The sequence below is a fragment of the Rhizobacter sp. Root1221 genome (assembly GCF_001425785.1).
Taxonomy (GTDB): Bacteria; Pseudomonadota; Gammaproteobacteria; order Burkholderiales; family Burkholderiaceae_C; genus Rhizobacter.
This window is the reverse complement of the sequence record NZ_LMDI01000002.1, coordinates 143,075-165,911: the sequence shown is the minus strand read 5'-3', so window position 1 is coordinate 165,911 and position 22,837 is coordinate 143,075. Positions and strand designations below refer to the sequence as shown.

Here is a 22,837-nt window from a genome sequence, read left to right as displayed (position 1 = left end):
CCCGCCGATGATCCGATTCGCCGCCAACCTGAGCTTCCTGTACCCCGACCGCCCGTTCCTCGACCGTTTTGCCGCCGCGGCGGCCGACGGGTTCGATGCCGTCGAGTTCCTGTTCCCCTACGCCTTCGGGGCGCATGAGCTGGCGGCCCGCCTGCGCGACCACGGCCTCCGCCAGGTGTTGTTCAACGTGTCCCCCGGCGACTGGGACGCAGGTGAACGTGGCCTCGCCGCGCGCCCCGGGCACGAGGCCCGGTTCCGTGACGCGGTGCACCAGGCGCTCGCCTACGCGGACGTGCTCGGCTGCCGGCAGCTGCATGTGATGGCCGGCCTGCGCGAGGGCGACCCGGCGCGCCAGCACGCCACCTATACCGAGAACCTTGCCTGGGCCGCGGCGTTGGCGGCCCCGCTGGGCATCGACCTGCTGCTCGAGGCCATCAACCCGCGCGACATGCCGGGTTACCTGCTGAGCCGCCAGCAGGACGCGCACGATGCGGCGACGGCCGTGGGCGCGCCCAACGTCAAGGTGCAGATGGACCTGTACCACTGCCAGGTCGTGGAAGGCGATCTCACGATGCGCCTGCGCGAGCACCTGCCGGGCGGGCGTGTGGCACACGTGCAGATCGCCGGCGTGCCGTCGCGGCAGGAACCCGACGAGGGTGAACTGAACCTCGTTCACCTGCTCGCCGAGATCGAGGCCAGTGGTTTTGCCGGCCATGTCGGCTGCGAGTACCGCCCGCGTGGCGACACCTCGGCCGGGCTGGCGTGGCTCAGACGGTACCGGGCAGACGCAGGTTCGTGATGCCCGCGGCCACGTGCCCCGAGGGCACATGCGGGGACGCGTTTTCGATGTGGCCGCTCTGGTCGTCGAAGAAGAAGTCGGGTTCGAACTCACGCAGGAAGGCGCCCTTCGGCAGGCCGCCGAGGAACATGGCCTCGTCGATCTCGATGTCCCACTCCATCAGCGTGCGGATGGCGCGTTCGTGGGCCGGGGCGCTGCGCGCGGTGACCAGGGCCGTGCGGATGCGCATGGCCGGTGAAGCCTTCTGCTGCAGCAGCTTCAGCGCATCGAGCAGCGGCTTGAACGGCCCGGCGGCCAGCGGCACGCCGGCACGGTCGAGTTCGTGGGCCTGGAAGGCGTCGAGCCCGGCGCGCTGGAACACCTGCTCGGCCTCGTCGGAGAACAGCACCGCGTCGCCGTCGAACGCGATGCGCACCTCGTTCGGGTGGGCGCTGGACGCCCGGGCGGAATGTGGGAACACCCGCGCGGCCGGCACGCCAGCGCCGAGGGCAGACCGCACGTCGGCCTCGTTCGTGGACAGAAACAGGTGGGCGTTGAGCGGGCGCAGGTAGCGCCACGGCGATTCGCCCCGCGTGAACACGCCGCGCTGGATGGGCATGCCGTAATGTTTGGCGGACCGGAACACCCGCATGCCGGAGACCGGATCGTTGCGCGACAGGATGACCACCTCGACAGACGCGGCCGGGGGCATCGTGTTGAACGTCAGCAACTTGTTCACGAGCGAAAACGCCACGCCGGGTTTGGCGGGCTGGTCCACCCGCTCGAGCTGCAGCTGCATGTAGGCGCGGTCGTCCCGGGCCTCGAAGAGCTGGTTTTCCTCCTCGAAGTCGAAGAGGGCGCGCGACGAGATGGCGACGACGAGCTGGTTGTCGAGGGAAACGGGCATGGCCGACATCGTAGCGCGGTGGCCTGAAACAAACGAAACACACACGTGTTTGCCCGGAAACCTTGCTGATACCGGCTATGCCGACACTGCCCCTCAGACCCAGCGCTACCGCCCGGAGCCAGAAATGCACACCCCCGTCAGCGTCACCACCACGCTACAACGCCTGTTTTCACGCCCGCCGAACCTGTCCTTGCTGTTCCGCCCGTCCGGCTACCCGGATGCACCGGAGCCGAGCGAAACCGACCTGCCCCCTGCGGATTTCATGGACACCCGTCCCGTGATCTTTCGCAGCGAGGGATTCGACGAAGAGCTGTTGCCCACCCGCGGCCGCGCATGACGGCGGGGTGGCTGTGCGGCACCCGGGGGTGGCGGCACGGGCGGCGCCATGGTTGACCGGTCCCCCCGCGAATGGCTGGCGGACGCGCTCGAAAGGGCGCGGAAAGCCGGCGCGTCCCGATATGATTCGGCCCACAGGACAGTCCCTCAGGGAGAGCCGGTCATGGGGCAGGTTGAGGGTGCGGCAAAGCCCGTGCTGCTGGTGGTGGATGACGAGCCCGAACTCCGGGCGTTGCTCGGCGAATATTTCGGCCGGCACGGCTTTGACGTGCAGATGGCCGAAGACGCCGCCCGCGCGCGTGCGATTCTCGCCACCACGGTGCCACAGGCCGTGTTGCTCGACATCAACATGCCGGGCGAAAACGGCCTGTCGCTGGCCCGCTGGCTGCGCGAGGCCCATCCCCGCGTGGGCCTGCTGATGCTCACCACGGCCGGTGAATCCGTCGACCGCATCGTGGGCCTCGAGCTGGGCGCCGACGACTACCTGCCCAAACCCTTCGAGATGCGAGAACTGCTGGCCCGCACGCGCGCCGTGCTGCGGCGCCTGGATCATGTGGCCGCCCCGGCGCCTGCGCCCGCCGCGCCCATGCCGGCCGCGGCTCACCGGGTGGCGTTCGGGCGGTGTGCACTCGACCTCGAACAACGCCGCCTCACCGCGGCCGATGGCACCGAGGTGGAGATCAGCGCGGCCGAGTTCGACCTGCTGGCGCTGTTCGCCCGCCACCCGAACCGCCCGCTGAACCGCGACCAGATCATGGAGCAGGCGCACAACCGCGGCTGGGACGTGTTCGACCGGTCCATCGACCTGCGCATCATGCGGCTGCGCCGCAAGATCGAAACCAACCCCGACAAGCCTGAAGTGCTGAAGACCGTGCGCAACGTCGGCTACGTCTACGTGCCTCCGGCCTCGCCGTGAACGACCCGGGCCGCGAGTACCGCTGGAGCGGCCCGGTGCCCTCCGGGCCTCACCACGCCCCGTCGTTGCCGTCGCTCGATCCTGCGCTGATGCAGACCTTGCTGGAGCACATCACGGCGCGGGTGGCGGTGATCGACCGCGAGCACCGCTTCGTCTACGCGAACCACGAGGCGCTGGCCTTCTACGGGCGGCCACCCGAGCAGGTGATCGGCCGGCACCTGGCCGAGGTGGTGGGCCCCGCGGTCCATGCGGGTTACCTGCCCTTTGCGGAACGCCTCTTCGGCGGTGAGACCTTGCGCTGGCGCGGCTGGGTCGACTACCCGAACCACGGCCGGGTGTACCTGCACGAGACGATGGTGCCGTTTGCTCCCGACGGCGGGGCTGTCGAGGCCGTCGTGGTGTACGGGCGCGACCACACCGCGCTGAAGCTGCGCGAGGACGAACTGGCGGTGCAATTGCAGCGGCTCCACGCGAGCGAGGCGCTGAAGTCGGCCATCGTGGACTACGCCCTCGCCGCGCTGGTGTCCACCGATGCCGAAGGCAACATCGTGGAATTCAACCCGTCGGCCGAAGCCATGTTCGTTCGCCGGCGAGCGGACGTGATCGGCCAGCCGGTGAGCCAGGTGCTGATCCCCGAACGGTTCCGGGCCGCCCATCAGGAGGGGATGATCCGCCTGGCGGCCGGCGCGGCACCGCGGGCGCTGGGCAACCGGATGGAGTTGCACGCGCTGCGGTCGGACGGTACCGAGTTCCCGATCGAGATGGTGCTGTGGCGCACCGATGCCGGTGGCGGGGTGTTCTACACCGCATCGATGGTGGACACCACCGAGCGCCACCACACCGCGCAGCAGGTGGGCCGCCAGCGCGAGGCGTTGCGCCAGAGCGAGAAGCTGTCGGCCATGGGCAGCTTGCTGGCTGGCGTGGCGCACGAGTTGAACAACCCGCTTGCCATCGTGATGGGGCGCGCGAGCCTGCTCGAGGAAAAGTGCGAGGACGCCGACCTGCGTGCCGACGTGTTGCGCATCCGAGAGGCCGCGGAACGCTGCGGCCGCATCGTGCGCACTTTCCTGAACATGGCCCGCAACCGGCCGGCCCTGCGTGTGGCGGTCGACATGAACGAACTGGTGCGGGCCGCAGCCGACATGCTGCTCTACAGCTTCCGCACCCACGGCATCGAGCTCGACCTGTCGCTCGCGCCGTCGCTGCCGTCCATCAACGCCGATGGTGACCAGGTGGGCCAGGTGGTGCTGAACTTGCTGGTGAACGCGCAGCAGGCGATGTCGGGCACGGCGGGGCCGCATGCCATCCGCGTGGCCACCGGGGTCGAACACCGCCGGCAGGGACGTGAACCGCGGGTGTGGCTGCGGGTGGCCGATACCGGCACCGGCGTGCCGGCCGAGTTGCGCTCGCGCATCTTCGAACCGTTTTTCACCACCAAGGGCGAGGGCATGGGCACCGGGCTCGGCCTGGCGGTTTCACGCGCCGTGGTGCTGGAACACGGCGGCGACCTGAACCTGGAGCACCCGGCCCCGCCCGATGGCGGTGCGAGCTTCCGGATGAGCCTGCCCATCAGTGGCATGGCCATCGACGAGACGGGTCCCGTGCCACTCGATGCCCCGGATGCGCCCATGCTGTCGCGGGTGCTGGTGGTGGACGACGAGCCTGAACTCGCGAGCCTGATGCGCGACCTGCTGGAGCAGGCCGGCTACGAGGTGGCCACGGCCGAATCCGGCGCCCTGGCGCTGGCGCTGCTCGACGAGGCCCGGTTCGACGCCATCGTGTCCGACCTGCGCATGCCCGACATGGACGGTGCGGGCCTGTGGCGTGAGGTGCTGGACCGCCACCCGCTGCTGGCCCAACGCATGCTGTTCGTCACCGGCGACACGCTGTCACCCGATGCCCGCGACTTCCTGCGCACCGCACGCTGCGGCGCACTCGACAAGCCGTTTTCGAAGGCCGGCCTGCTGGCCGGCGTGAAGGCACTGCTGGCCGAATGAAGGTTTCAGCGCAGCCGCGCGGCCGCGAAGTCGATGAATGCGCGCACGCGTGCCGGCTGGTGGCTTCGTTGTGGGTAGTACAGGAACAGCCCCACGCGTGCGCTCGTGTGCCGCGTGAGCAGGTGCACGAGCTGGCCCTCGCGGATCAGCGGCTGCGCCAGGTAGCTGGGCAACTGGCCGATGCCGATGCCCGACAGCACCGCCTGCACCTCGGCGTCGACGTCGTTCGTCACGAACGCGGCCGGCACGTCGCGGTAGGCGGTGGCGTCGCCGTCGAGGTATTCCCATGGCATCTGCTTGCCGGTCTGCGCATGGCGAAAGCCGGTGCAGGTGTGGCGCGCCAGGTCGTCCCAGGTGCGGGGGTGGCCGTGGCGCGCGAGGTAGGCGGGTGATGCACACACGAGCAGCTGGATGTCCATCAGGCGGCGGGCGACCAGGTTGCGGTCGAGGGTGGCGCCGCTGCGAAAGCCTACGTCGATCTTGCCGGCCACGAGGTCGGTGAACTGGTCGTCGAGCGTGAGGTCCACGCGCGTGTCCGGGTGTTCAGCCAGGAAGGCGGCCACCAGCGGCAGCACGAGCGTGGCCCTTGTGGACCGGGGCGCCGTCACGCGCACGGTGCCACCCTTGTCCGCGCGGCTTGCCTTCACGCCGTCGATCGCGGTGCGGAGCGTGTCGAGGCCCGTGCGGGCCTGTTGCAGCAGTTGCTGGCCTTCGTCGGTGAGGCTCAGCTGGCGGGTGGTGCGGTGCAGCAGCCGCACCCCGAGCGACACCTCCAGCTGCTTGACCAGCTTGCTTGCGGCCTGTGGGGTCACGCCCTGTTCGATGGCGGCGCGCCGGAAGCTGCCGGCCTCCACCACCCGAACGAACGTCGACAGGGCCTTCATTTCGTCCATGGATTGACAACTCGAAGTTGCTGATCAAACGGCGATTGTGCGTCTAGTGCGTCACGCCATCAACGCCTAAATTGGCGCCCATCGCAACCTGTCGGAGCACGACACAATGACCCCCACTGCCCTCCCCAAGACCTGGTTCATCACCGGCGCCTCGCGCGGCTTCGGCCTCGAGATCGCCCGCCAGGCGCTGGCCCGCGGCGACACCGTGGCCGCCACCGCACGCCGGCCCGCCGACGTGACCGCGGCCCTCGGCGCCCACCCGAACCTGCTGGTGGTGCCGCTCGACGTGACGAACGAGGCCCAGGCCACCGAGGCCGTGCAGGCTGCCATCGCCCGTTTCGGCCGCATCGACGTGCTGGTCAACAACGCGGGCTTCGGCCTGCTGGGGGCCATCGAGGAATCGAGCGCGGCCGACGTGCGCGCCCAATTCGACACCAACGTGTTCGGCCTGCTGCACGTGACGCGGGCCGCGCTGCCGTTCCTGCGCGAACAGGGCAGCGGCCACGTGGTGAACCTGTCGTCCGTGGCCGGCTACCAATCGTTCCCCGGGTTCGGCGTGTACAGCGCCACCAAGTTCGCGGTGGAAGGGCTGACGGAAGCGTTGGCGGCCGAGTTGGCACCGCTGGGTGTGTTCGCCACCGTGGTGGAGCCGGGCTTCTTCCGCACCGATTTCCTGGACGACCGGTCGTTGGCAAACACGGCGAGCCGCATCGGCGCCTATGCGGCCACGGTGGGGGCTAGCCGCGAGCTGGCGGCGGGTGTGAACCACCGCCAGGCGGGTGACCCGGTCAAGCTGGCCACGCAGGTGCTGGCGTTGGCCGATTTGCCGGCACCGCCGTTGCGCCTGCCGCTCGGAAGCGACACGGTGCAATACGTGCGCGCAAAAAACGCGTTCGTGGAGGCGGAGTTCGCGAAGTGGAACGCGGTGGCGGCGTCCACCGACCACGACGACGTGGCGGCCTCGCGCTGACCGCTGCAGGCTACTGCATGAACCCGATGGGCGACCGCTTGGTGTTGCCGTCGGGCAGGTCGCGCGGCTGCACGTGGTCGCGGCCGGCGAGCTTCGCGTTGCCGAAGGCGGTCATCCACGCGCGGCGCATGTCGCGCGGGGCCATCTCGCTCATGCGGTCGAGCACGTCGGTGCCGGGTTCCGCTTCGAAGCGGCTGCCCCAGCCGTGGTCGGCGCGGATGCTGCGGTAGAGCTTCGCGGCGATGTGGCGCGCCTGGTCGCGGTCGGGTGCAAGCACGTCGTAGACGTTCATGCGGTTCAGGATGGGTTCCGGGATGGCCCGGGCATCGTTGGCGGTGGCTACCCAGATGACCTGGCTGGCGTCGATGGGCACCTCGGCGAATTCGTCGATGAAGCTGCCGGCCGTGTCGTGTTCGAGCAGGCTGTACAGCGCCCCGAGCGGGTCGTAGGCGTGTTCACCGCCGGCCTTGTCGATTTCGTCGACCACCATCACCGGGTTGGCGTACTGGCCTTCGACGAGCGTTTCGAACACCTTGCCGGCGCGGGCGCCTTTCCATTGGCTGGACGCACCGGAGAGCACCCAGCCGGCGGTCATGGAACTCATGGAGATGAACCCCATGCCGGTGCCCAGCAGCTGCGACAGTGCACGGGCGAAATGGGTCTTGCCGATGCCCGGCGCACCGAGCAGGAGCAGCGGGGTGATCTCGAGGGCGTCGCGGCTGTCTTCGCAGAGGGCCAGCTGGCGCTTCACGTCGTCGAGGACGTCGGCGAAGTTGGGCAGGTCGTCGTACAGGTGGTCCATGGCGGGCAGACCGGCGGGCTTGACCTGGAAGCGGTCGGGGCCCTTTTCGATCATGCGCTCGTAGGTGGAGCGCAGGCTCTCGTGCTCCTTGTCGGGGAGGCGATCGAGCTTGCGGCCGACGTCGTCGACGCGGTAGACGCTGCGCATGCGCGCGATGGGGATGCTGCCACGGGACGACACGGGAACCAGATCGTTGGATGTGCTCATGCTGACCTCCTGAACCAACCAATGAGTCCATTCAACCACGGCCGGCGCCCAGCGCCTTGGTGAATAACCCGCCCAAAACCTGCCAGTTGCAGAGCATGGACCGTGCCCGGATCGGGTTAGGGCCGCATGAGTTCATCTGAAATCGGTCGTTCGCCGTCGTGGCCGCCGGCCTCACCGCGGTGTCCGCCGCCCCGCGGGCGCTCGCCGCCGAACCGGTGCGCGTGGCGTACCAGACCGTCGTCGAACCCGCCAAGGTGGCGCAGGCCGACGGCGCCTACGAGAAGGCCACCGGCCGCAGGATCTGCGTGATCGCGGCCGTGGCCTTTGCGCTGGAACTGGGGCTGCGGGCCCTGCAGCGCCGCCTCGTCCCGTGGGTAGGCAAGGCGTGAGGTCATGGGTGGGGTCAGAACGGCGCGTCGCCCTCGATCGTCGTGCGGTAGAGCCTGCGGCGCAGGTGGTCGGGGGTGCCCGCCGCCAGGTGCATCACCGATCGGTTGTCCCAGAACACCATGTCGTGCGGCTGCCAGCGGTGGCGGTACACGTGGGCCGGCAACACGCTGTGCGCGAACAGCCGGTCGAGCAGCTCGCGGCTGTCGGTTTCGCTGACACCCAGGATGCGCGTGGTGAAGTGTTCGCTGACGAACAGCGCCTTGCGGCCGGTCTCCGGGTGCGTGCGCACCACCGGCTGGATCGCGGGCTGCACCTTGGCCTTCTGTTCGTCGCTCAGGTTCGGGCGCCACGGGCTGCGCTGCTGCAGCTCGGTGTACTTCGCGAGGTAGCTGTGTTCGGCCTGGAGGCCGTCGGCCCGCTGCTTCAGTTCGGCCGGCAGCGTGTCCCACGCGAGGTGCATGTTCGCGAACAGCGTGTCACCGCCTTCGCTGGGCAACTCCTGCGCATGCAGCATCGATCCGAGGCTGGGCCTGGCCTTGTACGACAGGTCCGAGTGCCAGTAGTGGCCCGCGTCGCCGAGCCCCACGGGCAGGCCGTTCTCGGTGATGTTCGAGACGATCAGCACTTCGGGGTGCTGCGGCAGCAGGAACTGGTGCAGCACGTGGATCTCGAGCGGCCCGAAGCGGCGGCTGAAGTCGACCTGCTGCTGCGGCGTGATGCGCTGGTCGCGGAAGACCAGCACGTGGTGGTGCAGGTGCGCGCGGTGGATGGCGCGAAAACCTGTGTCGTCGAGCGGCACGTTCAGGTCGAGGCCGGTGACCTCGGCGCCGAGCGGGCCGTCGAAACGGGTGATCGACAGGCGTTCGGCGGTGGCGGCTGCAGGCATGCGGGATCCTTCGTGAAACAACGGCATGTGCCTGACCGTACGCCCGTCTGAACGCCGGGGCAACGACGGATTGCGTGTGTCCATCACCGGGGAATGCATAAAGGCCGAACCGCAGATCGACAGCCGGATTTCTTCGTTGTTCGCGGCCGCCAAAAGCAAAACACTGCGTTCACGTTCCCGCATTGCCTCCTCACCCATGACTTCCCTGGTTCCTCCTGACATCGCCGCTCGCGCCGATGCCCTCGCCGAAGCGCTCGCCGCCACCGCGGTGGAACGCGACCGTGCGGGCGGCCACGCCGCGGCCGAACGCGAGCTGCTCCGCGAGAGCGGCCTGCTCGCGCTGACCGTGCCCACCGAATTCGGCGGCCTCGGCCACGGCTGGGCCACGATGCTGGCCGTCGTGCGCCGCCTGGCACAGGCCGACAGCGCACTGGCCCACCTCTTCGGCTTTCACCACCTGCAGGTGGCCGGCGTGCTGCTGTATGGCAGTGCCGGGCAGCAGGCTCGGCTGCTGGGTGGCACCGTCACCGAACGCTGGTTCTGGGGCAACGCGCTGAACCCGCTCGACAAACGCGCGATCGCCGTCGACGATGGAGACGGCGGCCTGGTCGTCGAGGGGGTCAAGAGCTTCTGCTCCGGGTCCGTCGGGTCCGACCGCCTCACCCTCTCCGCGTGGCACGAGGCCACGCAGACCGCGCTGATCGCCGCCGTGCCCACCACACGCCGCGGGGTCGCCGTGGTGCCCGACTGGGACGCGTTCGGCCAGCGCCAGACCGACAGCGGCACCGTGACGTTCGACCGCGTGCGCATCGACCCCGAGGACCTGCTGCAGGCCCCCGGCACCGTGCCCACGCCGCGGGCCACGCTGCGGGCGCAGGTGGCCCAGCTGATCCTGACGAACCTGTACCTCGGCATCGCCACCGGCGCGTTCGATGCGGCGCGGCGGTACACGGTCGACTCGACGCGGCCCTGGTTCGCGTCAGGCGTGGCCCGTGCGGCCGACGACCCGCTGGTGCAACACCGCTACGGCGGCCTGTGGCTGCACCTGCGGCCAGCCGCGGTGCTGGCCGACCAGGCCGCGGCGCTGCTCGACCGGGCCGTGGCACGCGGCGCGGCGCTCACTGCCGGCGAACGCGGCGAGGTGGCCGTGGCCGGTGCCGAGGCCAAGGTGCTCGCGCACCGGGCCGGCCTCGAGATCAGCTCCCAGCTGTTCGAGCTGACCGGTGCCCGTTCCACCTCGGAGCGCCTGGGCCTCGACCGGTTCTGGCGCAACGTGCGCGTGCACACGCTGCACGACCCGGTGGACCACAAGCTGCGCGACCTCGGGCGCCACGCGCTCGACGGCCGCTTCCCCGACCCCACCCCGTACTCCTGAGGCCACCATGGGACATGTCCAGACGTTCGACCCCGGCCTCGCGCCGCCGCTGCTGCGGCTCGAACACCTCCACAAGACGTTCCGGCTCCCGGACGGTTCGTCCTTCCACGCCGTGCGCGACGTGTCGTTGCAAGTGCGCGAGGGCGACATCATGGGCCTCGTGGGCAAAAGCGGCGCTGGCAAGTCCACGCTGCTGCGCACGATCAACCTGCTGGAGCGGCCCGACAGCGGCACCGTCACGGTGGCCGGCAAGGAACTGACCACCCTCGACAAGCGCGCGCTGCGCGAAGCCCGCCAGAACATCGGCATGATCTTCCAGCAGTTCAACCTGCTGCAGAACGCCACCGTGTTCGACAACGTGGCCTTCCCGCTGAGGCTGCACGGCACCCGCGACCCGCGCGCCATCGCTGCGCGCGTGCACGAGTGCCTGGAGGTGGTGGGCCTGACCGACAAGGTGGACAGCCACCCGGCGCAGCTGTCCGGTGGCCAGAAGCAACGCGTGGCCATCGCCCGCGCGCTGGCCCCGAAACCCGCGGTGCTGCTGTGCGACGAACCCACGTCGGCGCTCGATGCCGAAACCACCCGCAGCGTGCTCGACACGCTGCGCGAGATCAACACCACCCTGGGCGTGACCATCGTGATCGTCACCCACGAGCTGTCGGTGGTGCGCCGGCTGTGCCGCCACGTGGCCGTGATCGAACAGGGTGGGATCGCCGAGCAGTTCGGCGTGGCCGAGACCGGCGTGTTGCGCCAGACCGTGCTGGGCCGCGAACTCGCGCGCCTGGCCGCCTCGCCCGAAGAGGCCCACGTGCTCGACCAACTCGAGGCCGCCGTCGCATGACCTTCCTCTCCGACAACATCCAGGCCGTGCTGCCCGAACTCGGCACCGCCTTCGGCCAGACCCTCACGATGCTCGGCATCGGCCTGTCTGCCGCCGTGCTGATCGGCGGCCCGCTCGGCGTGCTGCTGTTCCTGCTGAGCCCCGGCCAGTCGCTCGACCAGCGGCACACGTTCCGCGTGCTGAACTGGTTCGTCAATACCGTGCGGTCCTTCCCGTTCATCATCCTCCTCGTGGCGCTGGTGCCGGTGACCCGCGTGGTGGCCGGCACGTCCATCGGGCCGGTGGCGGCGGCCGTGCCGCTGAGCTTCGCGGCCATCCCGTACTTCGCGCGCCTGGTCGAGCAGTGCCTGCGCGACGTGCCCCGCGGCACCATCGAGGCCGCCCATGCGATGGGCGCGTCCGAGTTGCAGATCGTGTGGCGGGTGCTGGTGGTCGAGGCCCGCTCGGGCCTGGTGCTGGCGCTCACCGTGCTCGCCATCAGCTTCCTGTCGTACTCGGCCGCGGCCGGGGTGGTGGGCGGCGGCGGCATTGGCGACCTCGCCATCCGCTACGGCTACTACCGATTCCAGACCGACGTGATGGTGCTGACCGTGGCCATCCTCGTGGTGCTCGTCCAGATCATCCAGTTCGGCGGCAACGCCATCGCCCGCCGGCTCGACAAACGCTGATCCCGCTTCTTCCAGGACCGCTCATGACCTTCACCCGCCGCACCACCCTCGCCACGCTGCTCGCCCTGGGCGCCGTCTTCACCACCCCGTCGTTCTCGCAGGAAAAGAAGGAGCTCGTGTTCGGCGCCACCGCCGGCCCGTATGCCGACCAGATCAAGATCGGCATCAAGCCGCTGCTCGAGAAAAAGGGCTACCGCGTGAAGGTGGTCGAGTTCAACGACTACATCCAGCCGAACCATGCGCTCGCGCAGGGCGCGCTGGATGCCAACGCGTTCCAGCACATCGTCTACCTGACGAAGTTCGCCAGTGAAAACAAGCTCGAACTCAGCGAGCTGCTGAAGGTGCCCACCGCCCCCATCGCCATCTACAGCCGCAAGCACAAGCGCCTGGACGAGGTGAAGGACGGCGCCACCGTGGCGTTGCCGAACGATCCCACCAACGCGGCCCGCGCGCTGGTCGTGCTGGAGCAGATCGGCTGGCTGACGCTGCGCGAGGGGTACGACCCGATCCGTGCGTCCGAGAAGGACGTGGCGCAGAACCCGAGGAAACTCAAGCTCGTGCCGCTCGAGGCGGCGCAGCTGCCGCGTTCGCTCGACGACGTGGACTTCTCGTTCGTCAACGGCAACTTCGCGCTGGCCTCCGGCCTGAAGCTCACCGAGGCGCTCGCGCTCGAGAAGACGAGCCCCACGTACCAGAACCTCGTGGCCGTGCGCACGGCCGACAAGGACAAGCCGTGGGTCAAGGACATCGCCGATGCCTACCGCTCGCGCGAGTTCCTGGCCGTCACCGAGAAGAACTTCGCCGGCTTCGTGAAGACCGACTACCAGCAGGGGCGCTGATGGCGCGCCGCATCCGCTTCAACGCGTTCCAGATGAACGCGGCCTCGCACCAGTCGCCGGGCCTCTGGACGCACCCGCGCGACGAGGCGCAGCGCTACACCGACCCCGACCACTGGATCGGGCTGGCAAAGCTGCTGGAGCGGGGGATCTTCGACGGGGTGTTCCTTGCCGACGTGCTGGGGGTGTACGACGTGTTCGCCGGCAACCACGATGCCGCGGTGCGCCACGGCGTGCAGGTGCCCGTGAACGACCCGCTCGCGCTTGTGCCGCTGATGGCCCAGGCCACGGAACACCTCGGCTTCGGCGTGACCTGTGCGCTGACCTGCGAGCACCCGTACCCGTTCGCTCGGCGCCTCTCGACGCTCGATCACCTCACACGCGGCCGCGTGGGCTGGAACATCGTCACCGGCTACCTGGACAGCGCGGCACGCAACATGGGCCTGGCGAAACAGCTGGGCCATGACGAACGCTACGACCTCGCCGACGAGTACATGGAGGTCGTCTACAAGCTCTGGGAAAAGAGCTGGGCCGACGACGCCGTGGTGCGCGACAAGGCCTCCGGCACGTTCGCCGACCCCGCCAAGGTTCATCCCATCGCCCACCACGGCACCCACTACGACGTACCCGGCATCCACCTGTGTGAGCCGTCCCCGCAGCGCACGCCGGTGCTGTACCAGGCCGGTACCTCGAAGCGTGGCACCGCATTCGCGGCGCGCCATGCCGAGTGTGTGTTCATCAGCGGGCCCACCGAGACGGTGTTGCGCCGGTACGTGGACGCGGTGCGCACTTCGCTCGTCGAGGCCGGCCGCCCGGCCCACGGCACGCTGATCTACGCCCAGGCCCTCGTGGTGGTCGCAGCGACCGAACAGGAGGCTCGGGCGAAACACGAGGAGCTGCTGGGCCACATCGACGTCGAGGCCTCGCTGGTGCTGCTGTCCGGCTGGACCGGCGTGGACTTCAGCCGGTACGCGCACGATGCACCTATCGAGCACGTCGACACCGAGGCTGGCCGAACGGCCCTCGCTTCGTTCACGCGAGCCGATCCGTCGCGCCGCTGGACGGTGGGCGAGGCGGCGCGCTTCATCGGGCTTGGCGGGCGTGGCCCGGTGATCGTCGGGTCCCCCACGCAGGTGGCCGACGAACTCGAACGCTGGGTGGCGGACACGGGCATCGACGGCTTCAACCTCGCCTACGCACTGGCACCCGACACGATGCGCGACGTGGTGGACCTCGTGGTGCCCGAGCTCCAGCGGCGCGGGTGCTACCCCACGTCGTATGCGGCCGGCACGCTGCGCGACAAACTGTTCGAACGCGGGCCCCGCCTGGGGCCCACCCACGCGGCCACGCAGGTCCGCATCTGACCCTTCCACGGAACCTTCTTTCATGACCCTCCTGATCCATCGCCGTGCGTTGATCGCACTGACTGCCCTGTTCCTCGGTGCCACCACGTTGGGTGCCTGGGCACAGGACACCGTGCGCATCGCCGTCACCGCGGGCCCGCACGCGCAGATCGCCGAGGTGGCGAAGAAAGTGGCCGAACGCGACGGCCTGAAGCTGCAGATCGTGGAGTTCCAGGACTACGTCCAGCCGAACGCCGCGCTCGATGCGGGCGACGTACAGGCCAACAGCTACCAGCACCTGCCGTTCCTGCAGAGCCAGATCCAGGCCCGCGGCTACCAGATCAGCCCGGTTGGTTACACCGTGACGTTCCCGATGGGTTTCTATTCGAAGAAAGTGAAGTCGCTGGCCGACCTGCCGCGGGGCGCGAAGGTGGGCATCCAGAACGACCCCAGCAACAGTGGCCGCGCGCTGGCGCTGCTGCAGAAGTACGGAGCCATCAAGCTCAAGCCCACCGCCGGCATCTCTGCCACCGTCGCCGACGTCATCGAGAACCCCAAGGGCTTGCAGATCGTGCAGGTCGAGGCCGCCCAATTGCCGAGGTCGCTCGACGACCTCGACGCCGCCGCCATCAACACCAACTACGCCGTCCAGGCCCAGCTGGTGCCCACCCGCGACGCCATCGCCATCGAAGATGCCAAGAGCCCCTACGCCAACCTCCTGGCCGTGCGCACTGCCGACAAGGACAAGCCGTGGTCGCCAAACTCGTGAAGGCCTTCCAGAGCCCCGAGGTGAAGAAGCTCGTGGAAAGCAACTTCAGCGGCTCATTGGTTCCCGCGTTCTGAGGGAGACGAGTCACCGCGTTTCGGGGCATGGCATCGCTTCGCTCGCTCGCCCCACGACAGAAGGCCCGGTCAATCCGGGCCTTCTGTCGTAGAGCAAGCGCAGCGACGCGCCAGATCAAGCTACCGCCGAGCCCGGGTCCCCCGGGCGACCGCGGGCGCCCCTCGGGGGCAGGAGCGAAGCGACTGGGGGGCCCTATTTCACCCAGGTGTTGAGCTGGATGATGGGCAAGAGCACCGCCAGCACGATCACCATCACGACCCCGCCCATCACCACCATCAGCAGCGGCTCCAGGATGGTGGCCATCTGCATCGACCGCCGTTGCACTTCCTGGCCCAGCTGGCCGGCAGCGCGGTCGAGCATTTCCGGCAGCTTGCCGGTCTGCTCACCCAGCCGCGCGAACATGGCGAGGAGGCCAGGGAAACGCTTCTTGCCGGCGAGCGCAGACGCCAGCGGCGCCCCTTCACGCACCTGCACGAGGGCGTCGAGCGCATCGGCCCGCATCGCGCGGTTCGACAAGGTTTCGGCCGCGGCCTGCAGGGCCTTCAGGATGGGCACCCCGGCCCCGGCCAGCATGGCCAGCGTGCCGGCGAACCGCGCCGCGTTGTAGCCGCGCGCGAGGCGGCCGAACAGCGGTGTGTTGAGCAGTCCCGCGTCGAACTGGATGCGGAACGCCTCGTTGCGCAACGAAAGTTTCAACAACCCGCCGGCGCCCACCAGCGCGAGCGCGAGCAGCCAGCCGTAGCTGCGCAGGAACGCGCTGAGCCCCAGCATGGCCGACGTCAGGAACGGCAGTGCACGTTTTGAGTTCACGAAGACGGACGCCACCTGCGGCACCACGTAGGTGACGAGGAAGATCACGATCACGACGGCGATGACCGACACGATGGCCGGGTACAGCGTGGCCCCCATCAGCTTGCCGCGTAGTGCCTGGCGTTCCTCGAGGTCGTCGGCCATGCGTTCGAGCACCCGCCCGAGCGCGCCGCTCTGTTCGCCCGCCGCCACGACCGCGCGGTACACGTCGTCGAATTCCCGCGGTGCGCTCGACAGGGCCCGCGCGAACGGCGAGCCGGAGTTGACCTCGCTGCGCAGGTGCGCGACGAGTTCACGCTGGCGCGGGTCCTCCGCCTCTTCGCTCAGCAGGGTCAGCGCACGTTCCAGCGGCAGGCCGGAGCCCACGAGGCCCGCGAGTTGGCGGGTCCACACCGCCAGGTTGGTGGACGTGAAAACCTTGCGCTTGATGGAGAGGCTGCCGGCCGTCTGGGTGCCGGCAGTGACCACCTGCTGCACGTCGAGCGGCACGAGCGACTGCGCGCGCAGTTGCGCTCGTGCAGCCTTGACGTTGTCGGCCTCGAGCAGGCCGGTGGTGGACTTGCCGGCGCCATCGAGCGCCTCGAACTTGTACGCGGGCATCGGCGGCGGGCCTTACTCTCGGGTGACGCGCAAGACCTCTTCCGGGGACGTGATGCCCTCGGCCACGAGGCGGTCGCCGTCTTCGCGCATCGAGCGCATGCCACCCAGTCGTGCGGTGGCGATCAATTCGGATTCGGGTGCGCGGTTGTGGATGAGCGCACGCACGCGGTCGTCGGCCACCATCAGCTCGTATACGCCCGTGCGGCCCTTGTAGCCACTGTGGCCGCATTCCGGGCAACCCACCGGTTTCCACCGGCCCTCGCCGTCCTGCACCTTGCAATGCGGGCACAGCTTGCGCACGAGGCGCTGCGCCAGCACCCCCAGCAGGCTGGAGCTCAGCAGGAACGGCTCGATGCCCATGTCGGTGAGCCGGGTGACGGCGCTGGGCGCGTCGTTGGTGTGCAGCGTGGCGAGCACCAAGTGGCCTGTCAGCGAGGCCTGCACGGCGATCTGCGCCGTCTCGAAGTCGCGGATTTCACCGATCATGATGACGTCCGGATCCTGCCGCAGGATGGCGCGCAGCGCCTTCGCGAACGTCAGGTCGATCTTCGAGTTGACTTGCGTCTGGCCGATGCCGGCGAGTTCGTACTCGACCGGGTCTTCCACCGTCAGCACGTTGGTGGTCTGGGTGTCGACGCCGGCGAGCGACGCGTACAGCGTGGTGGTCTTGCCGGAACCGGTGGGGCCCGTGACCAGCACGATGCCGTGGGGCTGCTGGATCAGCTTGTCGAAGCGCGACAGCGACGCCCCGCCCATGCCGAGGCCTTCGAGCGTGAACTTCGATTCGCCCTTGTCGAGCAGGCGGAGCACCGCGCGTTCGCCGTGTGACGACGCGAGCGTGGACACCCGCACGTCGACCGCGCGGCCGCCGATGCGCAGCGAGATGCGGCCGTCCTGCGGCAGGCGCTTCTCGGAGATGTCGAGTTCGGCCATGATCTTCAGCCGCGAGATCAGCGCGGCGTGCAGCGCCTTGTTGGGCTGCACCACCTCGCGCAGCGTGCCGTCCACGCGGAACCGCACCGAGCTGGACCGCTCGTACGGTTCGATGTGGATGTCGCTCGCACCGTCCTTCGCGGCCTGCGTCAGCAGCGCGTTGAGCATGCGGATGATGGGCGCGTCGTTGGCGGCTTCCAGCAGATCTTCCACCGCAGGCAGGTCCTGCATCATGCGGCTCAGGTCGACGCGGCTTTCCACCTCGCCGATCACCGTGGCCGCACTGGACTCGCCACCGGCGTAGGCCGCGGCGATGCGGTTGGCGAGCGTGGACGCCGACTCGTGCTCGAGCGTGTCGACCGAAAACAGCCTCAGCACCTCACCGAGTGCGGACAGCGACACGTTCTCCGGCGCCCACAGCATCAGGCGCTCGCCGTCGTCCTCGAGCAGCAGCGTGTGCGCCTTCGCGTAGGCGTAGGGAAGGGGATGGCGGGCGCCCATGGTGTGGCCTCAGTTCGTGGGGGCCGAGGCCGGTGGCGCGACAGGCCGCGGCGGCGTGGACGGGTCGCGGGGCACCTGCGGGGCCGACTCCGACAGCTGCGGCGGGATCGACGGTGCTGGCTGGCCAGGCGTGGGCGCCACATACGGCGGCAGCACGGGGGACTCCTGCTTCAGCGGAGCGGCGCTGCGCTGCTGCATGGCACGGATCGCGTCGTAGCGGTCGAGGCTCAGGTCGGTGGCGGCCTGCTGGTCGCGCATGACCACCGGGCGCAGGAACACCATCAGGTTGCTCTTGATGCGGGTGCGGTTGTCGGAGCGGAACAGGACCCCGAGGTAAGGGATGTCGCCCAGCAACGGCACCTTGCTCACCGAGCCGGTGTACTCGTCCTTCAGCAGCCCGCCGAGCACCATGATCTGGCCGTCGTCGACCACGACCGTGGTTTCGATGGCGCTCTTGTCGGTGGTGGGGCCGGCACTGCTCGTGAGACCGGCGACGACGCTCGAGTTCTCCTGGTAGATGGTCATCCGCACCGTGCCGTTTTCGCCGATCTGCGGCTTGACCCGCAGCGTGAGGCCCACGTCCTTGCGTTCGATGGTCTGGAACGGGCTGGTGGTGGCGCCACTCCCGGTGTTGGAGTAGGAGCCGGTGATGAACGGCACGTTCTGGCCGATCACGATCTTCGCTTCCTCGTTGTCGAGCGACACGAGGTTAGGCGTGGACAGCACGTTGCCGTCGGCGTTCGTTTCGAGGAAACGGGCGAGGGCGCCGAGCGTGTAGATATCGCCGAACTTGCGCAGCAGGCCGATGTTGAAGCCCTGCCCGACCTGCGATGCGGCGGATGCAAGGTCGCCGGTGGCAATGGCGGCGGTGGCCGTGACGATGTTCCCGGTGGTGCCGAAATTGGTTCCCGCGCCGTAGATCTTGCTGTCGCCGTTCCTGCCGCTGGGGCCTTGCCACTGCACGCCGATGTCGACGACCTTGTTGGCGTCGACCTTGACGATCATCGACTCGATGTAGACCTGCGCACGGCGCGAGTCGAGCTGGTCGATGACGGCGCGCAGCTGGCGGTACAGCGGTTCGGGTGCGGTGATGATCAGCGAGTTGGTGGCCGGGTCGGCCTGGATGAAGCCGCCGGTGGACGGGCCGGCCGTGGCGGCCACGGGCGCCGTCGATTGGGTGGCCCCGCCGGCCGCATTGGCCGATGCGTTCTGAGGCGCGTTGCTGGCGGACGGCGATGCGCCACCGCTGCTGCCGCCGCCGGCACCGCTGCTGCCGGTCGAGTTGGCGCCGTGTGCGGCGCGCAGCACCGTGGCCAGGCGCGTGGCGTCGGCGTTCTTGAGGTACACGACGTAGATGTTGCCCATCGGCGACGTGTTGTCGGACGGGCGGTCGAGTTTCTCGGCGAGTGAGCGGATCGCGTTCATGCGCGCCGGGTTGGGGGCACGCACGATCAGCGAGTTGCTGCGCGAATCGACAAGGATGGCCGGGGCGCTGCTGCCCCCCGCACCGCCGCCGGCTGGCTGGCCCGGCTGGCCGGTGGCCGCTGCGTCGCTCAGGCGCTGGATGGTGGGGGCCAGGTCGGCCGCCACGACGTGCTTGAGCGTGATGATCTCGACGTCGCCCGTGGTGGCGGTGTCCATCGCCGAGATGATCTTCGCGATGCGCGCGAGGTTGTCGGCGTAGTCGGTGATGATCAGCGTGTTGTTGCCGGGGTTCGCGTTGATGGTGTTGTTGGGGCTGATCAGCGGACGCAGCACCGGCACGAGGTTGTTCGCGTTCTCGTGGTTGATCTTGAAGATCTGCGTGATGATCTGGTCACCCCGGCGTGACACCGCGCCCACCGACACGGTGCCCGACTGCAGCTTGGCATCGGCCTCGGGCACCACCTTGTACAAGCCACCGGCCTCCACCACCGTGAAGCCCTGGCCGCGCAGCGCGGCGAGGAAGTTCAGGTAGGCCTCGCGGGTGGTCAGCGGTTCTTCGTTGTACAGCGTGATCTGCCCCTTCACGCGGGGATCGACGATGAACTGCTGCTTGAGCATGGCGCCGATGGCGCGTGCCACACCTTCGATCTCGGCGTTGACGAAGTTCAGGGTGACCTGCTGTTCCGCCGCCTTGCTGCGTTTGGCCGGTGCCTGGGCGAAGGCCGCGGGCACCGGTGCGAGCGTGGTGAACAACATGGCCACAGCCACCGCGGTGGTCAGCGGGCGCCGGGGCATGGACAGGAGAGGGCGCTTGTTCATCATGCTTATCCGATCGAAATGACGGACCGTGCGCCGTTGCGCCGTCCGATGATATTGAGCAGGTTGGACAGGGCGGCGGCTTCCGCCTCGGCCGCCGTGGCCTCCCCGCGGAACCGCAACCCGTTGGGGGTCCATGTGCCCGAACCCGAAAGCTTCAGGGCGCCGTCCACCGTGACGAGGTTCACCTGGGGCGGTTCGCCGGGACGGCCGGCGTTGCCGTTGATGCTGAGGCGGTAGGTGCCGAGCGTGTCCAGCGTGGACAGCCGCGACGACGCCTGGGCCACCTCGATGTCCAGGTTGCCGTCCAGCAGCAGCCGGCCTTGCACCCATTCCACCGTCATGCCGGGTGACAACATCCGGATGGTGCCGCCGAGTTGCAGCGTGTTCCACGGCGTGCCGAGGCCACCGAGCAGGGCGCTTGGCCACTGGCCCACCCAGCCGGGCGGTGGCACGAGCGTGGCAGCAAAGCGGCCGAGGCCCGGCTTGAGCTTGAGCGTGACGGTGTCGTTCAGGCAGCAGGCATGCCGCAGCTTCATGGCGAGCGAGGTGCCGGCCAGGCCGAGCGACCAGTCGAGCCGCCCCGGCAGCGCACTGGCATCGCGGCTGCCGGCGCCGCCGGTCAGCACGAGCACGGCGCTGCCCGACCAGATGGTGCCGCGCGCATCCGACAGCAGCACGCGCTGGGCGGTGCCGGAGGCCACGGCGCGAGCCACCCATTCGGCAGGCGCAAAAGCCACCAGTGCCACGAGCATCCCCAGCACCATGCCGGCGATGGACCAGCGGGTGGCGGCATTGCGCGAGCGCTCCCACTGGGTTTCGGCGTAGGTGGAGTCGCCCCAGCCGGTGGGCGCCATGCTGTTGGAAAAACGTTTGCCCCGGACGCGGCGCACGACGAATTTGCGGACCATCAGCTGGTGCTCCCCAGGGTCAGGGTGAGCGTGCCGGCATAGCCCTCGGCGCCGCGGGTCAGCTGGGTTTCGACCGGACGCGCGCGGGCACCGCTGCGGGCCTCGCCGAGCCAGCGCCGCAGCTGTTCGCCGGTGACGCCGGTGAGTGTCAGCGTGGCGCGGTCGCCCTGGACGGTGAGGCGGGCCTTTTCCGCACCGAGGCGATCGGTGGCGGCCTTCAGCGCCTCTTGCTGCTGCACCGGGCTCACCGGTGACACCGCGCGGAGTTCACGGGTTTCCGCGGCCATGCGCTGCATGGCCTGCAATTGAGCGTCCAGTGCGTCGATCTGGGCGGGGGCCTCGCGGATCGTGCGCCATGCCGGTTGCACCGTCACGGCCCAGACGATCCAGACGCCGATGAGCGCTGCCGCGATGGTGGCGCCCAGGCGCTCGCGTTCACCGAGGGCGCGCCAGCGCTCGCCGGCCTGTTTGCTGGCAAGCGCCAGGGCGGGGGGCAGCTGGATGCTGCGTTTGTCGCTCATGGCTTGGGTCCGGAAGGCGCACGGCTCAGGGTCAGCGCGCCATTGGTGGATTCGACCTGCCAGCCACTGGGCCGCAGCTGGCCGATGAACTGGTTGATCTGCTCGGGGCTCCAGCCGGGGGCGGCGATGGTGAGGCGGCCCGGCTCGTAGCGGAGGTTGTCGACGGGCGGGCGGTCGCCCGGCCAGGCCGACGCGGCCGCGAGCAACAGCGGCTCGAGGTCGGTTTCGCCCGGTTTGCCGGCGGCGGCGCGCAGCGTGTCGGTTTCGCGGCGCATCTGCATTGGGGCATCGAGCACCCCCTGCACCTGCGGGTGGGCCGTGCGCAGCACCTGCACCATCGCGTCGCGCTTCTGCTTGAGCGTGTTGCGCTGCGTGGCAGCCCACAGGTTCAGGCCGAGCACCTGCACGACCACGAGCGCGACCAGGCCGTACCGCAGCGGCCGCCAATCGGGGCGCAGGAACTGGCGCCAGACGTCGCGCAAGGCGCGCGACCCGCGGTTCTTGCGGGCGAGCGTGAATTGCCGCAGGTTCCACAACGACCGTGCCGACAGCAGCATCCGCTGCGCCGCCGTCATCACGACCACGGGCGAACCCGCCCACTGTTCGGCAGCGGCCGCAGCGGCCGGTGTGGCGCTGAAGCGGGCGTTTTCCGGAAGCGGCGTGGGCAACAGCGCGCGGGCGAGGCTGCCTTTCAGGTTCACGATCACCACCCCGTCGGGGTGGGCCCAGCTCAGCGTGAGGCGATGGGCGGACGCGGCGTCGCCGGACGGCGCCTCACCCTCGGGTTCGGCAAAGTGGCCGGTGGGCGGGTCGTCGGGCCACGAGGCCGGCACCAGGCGGTCGACGAACACCTGCGACTTCTCGAGGAACGCCAGCTCGGCTGCAAGCCACGCGCGGTCGGTGGCGGCCACCCAGGTGGGCTGGCCCGCGCTGGCCATCGGGGCCACCGCGAGGTGCACGGAATCGGGGTCTTCGAGCAGGGCCTCCTCGAGCACGCCCACGAGCGCCATCTGCATGCGCGCGGCGGGGGCCTTCGGCAACGTGATCCGATGCCAGCTGACGTCGGCGTCGGCCAGCACGGCCACCACGGTGGCCGCCTTGGGCAGCAGCGAGGCGGCGCATTGCCCCTGGTCGCTCAGCAACAGCCCATCAGGGCTCAGCGCATAGCTGTACTCGGTGGCGTTGCGGGCCTCCGTGTCGGTCGCACCGGTGCTGTGGCCTAGCAGGCGCAGCCGGGGCGGTATCTGGACGACAAGTGTGCTCATGAGGACTGGGTCGAATTTGCGGCATTGTAGGCATCGAACACGGCGAATTCGTCAAAAATCAACGGC

The 22,837-nt window shown here is 69.3% G+C and carries 21 protein-coding genes and 1 pseudogene; 12 read left to right on the top strand and 10 right to left on the bottom strand.

What is annotated here, in order from left to right; genetic code table 11:
- Window positions 1–7 precede the first annotated feature (7 nt).
- Window positions 8–799: a 2-oxo-tetronate isomerase gene (gene otnI / locus ASC87_RS02825; RefSeq protein ID WP_056656316.1), complete on the top strand. Its 792-nt coding sequence runs from the start codon at window positions 8–10 to the stop codon at window positions 797–799.
- On the opposite strand, the gene ASC87_RS02820 is transcribed toward otnI, so the two are convergent.
- Entirely contained in the window at window positions 768–1,685 is a 918-nt protein-coding gene (locus ASC87_RS02820; RefSeq protein WP_056656433.1) for a 5'-nucleotidase, read from the bottom strand. The two genes, otnI and ASC87_RS02820, sit on opposite strands and share 32 nt — an antisense overlap.
- Between ASC87_RS02820 and ASC87_RS31515 the strand changes: the two genes are divergently transcribed.
- From ASC87_RS31515 to ASC87_RS02805, 3 genes are all read left to right on the top strand, one after another.
- Window positions 1,684–2,022, top strand: coding sequence for a hypothetical protein (locus ASC87_RS31515; protein WP_157603797.1), 339 nt, complete (start codon window positions 1,684–1,686; stop codon window positions 2,020–2,022). The genes ASC87_RS02820 and ASC87_RS31515 overlap by 2 nt on opposite strands.
- 162 nt (window positions 2,023–2,184) lie before the next feature.
- Entirely contained in the window at window positions 2,185–2,937 is a 753-nt protein-coding gene (locus tag ASC87_RS02810) for a response regulator (protein ID WP_056656310.1), read from the top strand.
- Window positions 2,934–4,934 (top strand): PAS domain S-box protein, encoded by a 2,001-nt coding sequence (locus ASC87_RS02805; RefSeq protein WP_056656307.1) that lies wholly within the window; start codon window positions 2,934–2,936, stop codon window positions 4,932–4,934. The genes ASC87_RS02810 and ASC87_RS02805 overlap by 4 nt, the downstream gene beginning before the upstream one ends.
- A 5-nt stretch (window positions 4,935–4,939) precedes the next feature.
- Here ASC87_RS02805 and ASC87_RS02800 read toward each other — a convergent pair whose 3' ends face one another.
- A complete protein-coding gene (locus tag ASC87_RS02800) occupies window positions 4,940–5,827 on the bottom strand; it encodes a LysR family transcriptional regulator (RefSeq protein WP_056656304.1) in 888 nt (295 codons plus the stop codon).
- Window positions 5,828–5,933: 106 nt separating this feature from the next.
- Here ASC87_RS02800 and ASC87_RS02795 point away from each other — a divergent pair, with 106 nt between their 5' ends.
- Window positions 5,934–6,797, top strand: coding sequence for an oxidoreductase (locus ASC87_RS02795; RefSeq protein WP_056656300.1), 864 nt, complete (start codon window positions 5,934–5,936; stop codon window positions 6,795–6,797).
- 10 nt (window positions 6,798–6,807) lie between these two features.
- Here the strand turns inward: ASC87_RS02795 and ASC87_RS02790 are convergent, their stop codons facing one another.
- On the bottom strand, window positions 6,808–7,806 hold the full coding sequence (locus ASC87_RS02790; protein WP_056656297.1) for an AAA family ATPase: 999 nt from the start codon (window positions 7,804–7,806) through the stop codon (window positions 6,808–6,810).
- A 158-nt stretch (window positions 7,807–7,964) separates the two neighbouring features.
- On the opposite strand from ASC87_RS02790, the gene ASC87_RS32985 reads away from it, so the two are divergent.
- Window positions 7,965–8,195 carry a hypothetical protein gene (locus tag ASC87_RS32985; protein ID WP_056656295.1) on the top strand — a complete coding sequence of 77 codons (231 nt, stop codon included), beginning with the start codon at window positions 7,965–7,967 and terminating at the stop codon, window positions 8,193–8,195.
- A gap of 14 nt (window positions 8,196–8,209) precedes the next feature.
- On the opposite strand, the gene ASC87_RS02780 is transcribed toward ASC87_RS32985, so the two are convergent.
- Complete coding sequence (locus tag ASC87_RS02780; RefSeq protein WP_056656292.1) at window positions 8,210–9,082, bottom strand: TauD/TfdA family dioxygenase; 873 nt, start codon at window positions 9,080–9,082, stop codon at window positions 8,210–8,212.
- A 196-nt stretch (window positions 9,083–9,278) separates the two neighbouring features.
- Here ASC87_RS02780 and ASC87_RS02775 point away from each other — a divergent pair, with 196 nt between their 5' ends.
- From ASC87_RS02775 to ASC87_RS02750, 6 genes and pseudogenes are all read left to right on the top strand, one after another.
- Window positions 9,279–10,457, top strand: a complete 1,179-nt coding sequence (locus ASC87_RS02775; protein WP_056656430.1) for an acyl-CoA dehydrogenase family protein — start codon at window positions 9,279–9,281, stop codon at window positions 10,455–10,457.
- Window positions 10,458–10,464: 7 nt separating this feature from the next.
- The gene (locus ASC87_RS02770) at window positions 10,465–11,298 is read left to right on the top strand and encodes a methionine ABC transporter ATP-binding protein (protein ID WP_056656289.1); all 834 of its coding nucleotides are present in this window, start codon (window positions 10,465–10,467) and stop codon (window positions 11,296–11,298) included.
- Entirely contained in the window at window positions 11,295–11,966 is a 672-nt protein-coding gene (locus tag ASC87_RS02765; RefSeq protein ID WP_056656287.1) for a methionine ABC transporter permease, read from the top strand. The genes ASC87_RS02770 and ASC87_RS02765 overlap by 4 nt, the downstream gene beginning before the upstream one ends.
- A gap of 23 nt (window positions 11,967–11,989) precedes the next feature.
- Window positions 11,990–12,805: a MetQ/NlpA family ABC transporter substrate-binding protein gene (locus ASC87_RS02760; protein WP_056656283.1), complete on the top strand. Its 816-nt coding sequence runs from the start codon at window positions 11,990–11,992 to the stop codon at window positions 12,803–12,805.
- The gene (locus ASC87_RS02755) at window positions 12,805–14,166 is read left to right on the top strand and encodes an LLM class flavin-dependent oxidoreductase (RefSeq protein ID WP_056656282.1); all 1,362 of its coding nucleotides are present in this window, start codon (window positions 12,805–12,807) and stop codon (window positions 14,164–14,166) included. The genes ASC87_RS02760 and ASC87_RS02755 overlap by 1 nt, the downstream gene beginning before the upstream one ends.
- A gap of 34 nt (window positions 14,167–14,200) precedes the next feature.
- Window positions 14,201–14,988, top strand: a pseudogene (locus ASC87_RS02750) (MetQ/NlpA family ABC transporter substrate-binding protein).
- Between the two features lie 193 nt (window positions 14,989–15,181).
- Here ASC87_RS02750 and gspF read toward each other — a convergent pair.
- The 6 genes from gspF to gspL are packed head-to-tail and all read right to left on the bottom strand — an operon-like array spanning window position 15,182 to window position 22,771.
- Entirely contained in the window at window positions 15,182–16,399 is a 1,218-nt protein-coding gene (gene gspF, locus ASC87_RS02745) for a type II secretion system inner membrane protein GspF (RefSeq protein WP_056656279.1), read from the bottom strand.
- Between the two features lie 12 nt (window positions 16,400–16,411).
- A complete protein-coding gene (gene gspE / locus ASC87_RS02740; RefSeq protein WP_056656276.1) occupies window positions 16,412–17,833 on the bottom strand; it encodes a type II secretion system ATPase GspE in 1,422 nt (473 codons plus the stop codon).
- 9 nt (window positions 17,834–17,842) lie between these two features.
- Window positions 17,843–20,077 (bottom strand): type II secretion system secretin GspD, encoded by a 2,235-nt coding sequence (gene gspD, locus ASC87_RS02735; protein ID WP_157603796.1) that lies wholly within the window; start codon window positions 20,075–20,077, stop codon window positions 17,843–17,845.
- 5 nt (window positions 20,078–20,082) lie between these two features.
- Window positions 20,083–20,985: a type II secretion system protein N gene (gene gspN, locus ASC87_RS02730; RefSeq protein ID WP_235582022.1), complete on the bottom strand. Its 903-nt coding sequence runs from the start codon at window positions 20,983–20,985 to the stop codon at window positions 20,083–20,085.
- Window positions 20,985–21,506 carry a type II secretion system protein GspM gene (gene gspM / locus ASC87_RS02725; RefSeq protein WP_056656270.1) on the bottom strand — a complete coding sequence of 174 codons (522 nt, stop codon included), beginning with the start codon at window positions 21,504–21,506 and terminating at the stop codon, window positions 20,985–20,987. The genes gspN and gspM overlap by 1 nt, the downstream gene beginning before the upstream one ends.
- A complete protein-coding gene (gene gspL / locus ASC87_RS02720; RefSeq protein ID WP_056656269.1) occupies window positions 21,503–22,771 on the bottom strand; it encodes a type II secretion system protein GspL in 1,269 nt (422 codons plus the stop codon). Before gspL ends, gspM begins: the two co-directional genes overlap by 4 nt.
- Window positions 22,772–22,837: the final 66 nt, after the last annotated feature.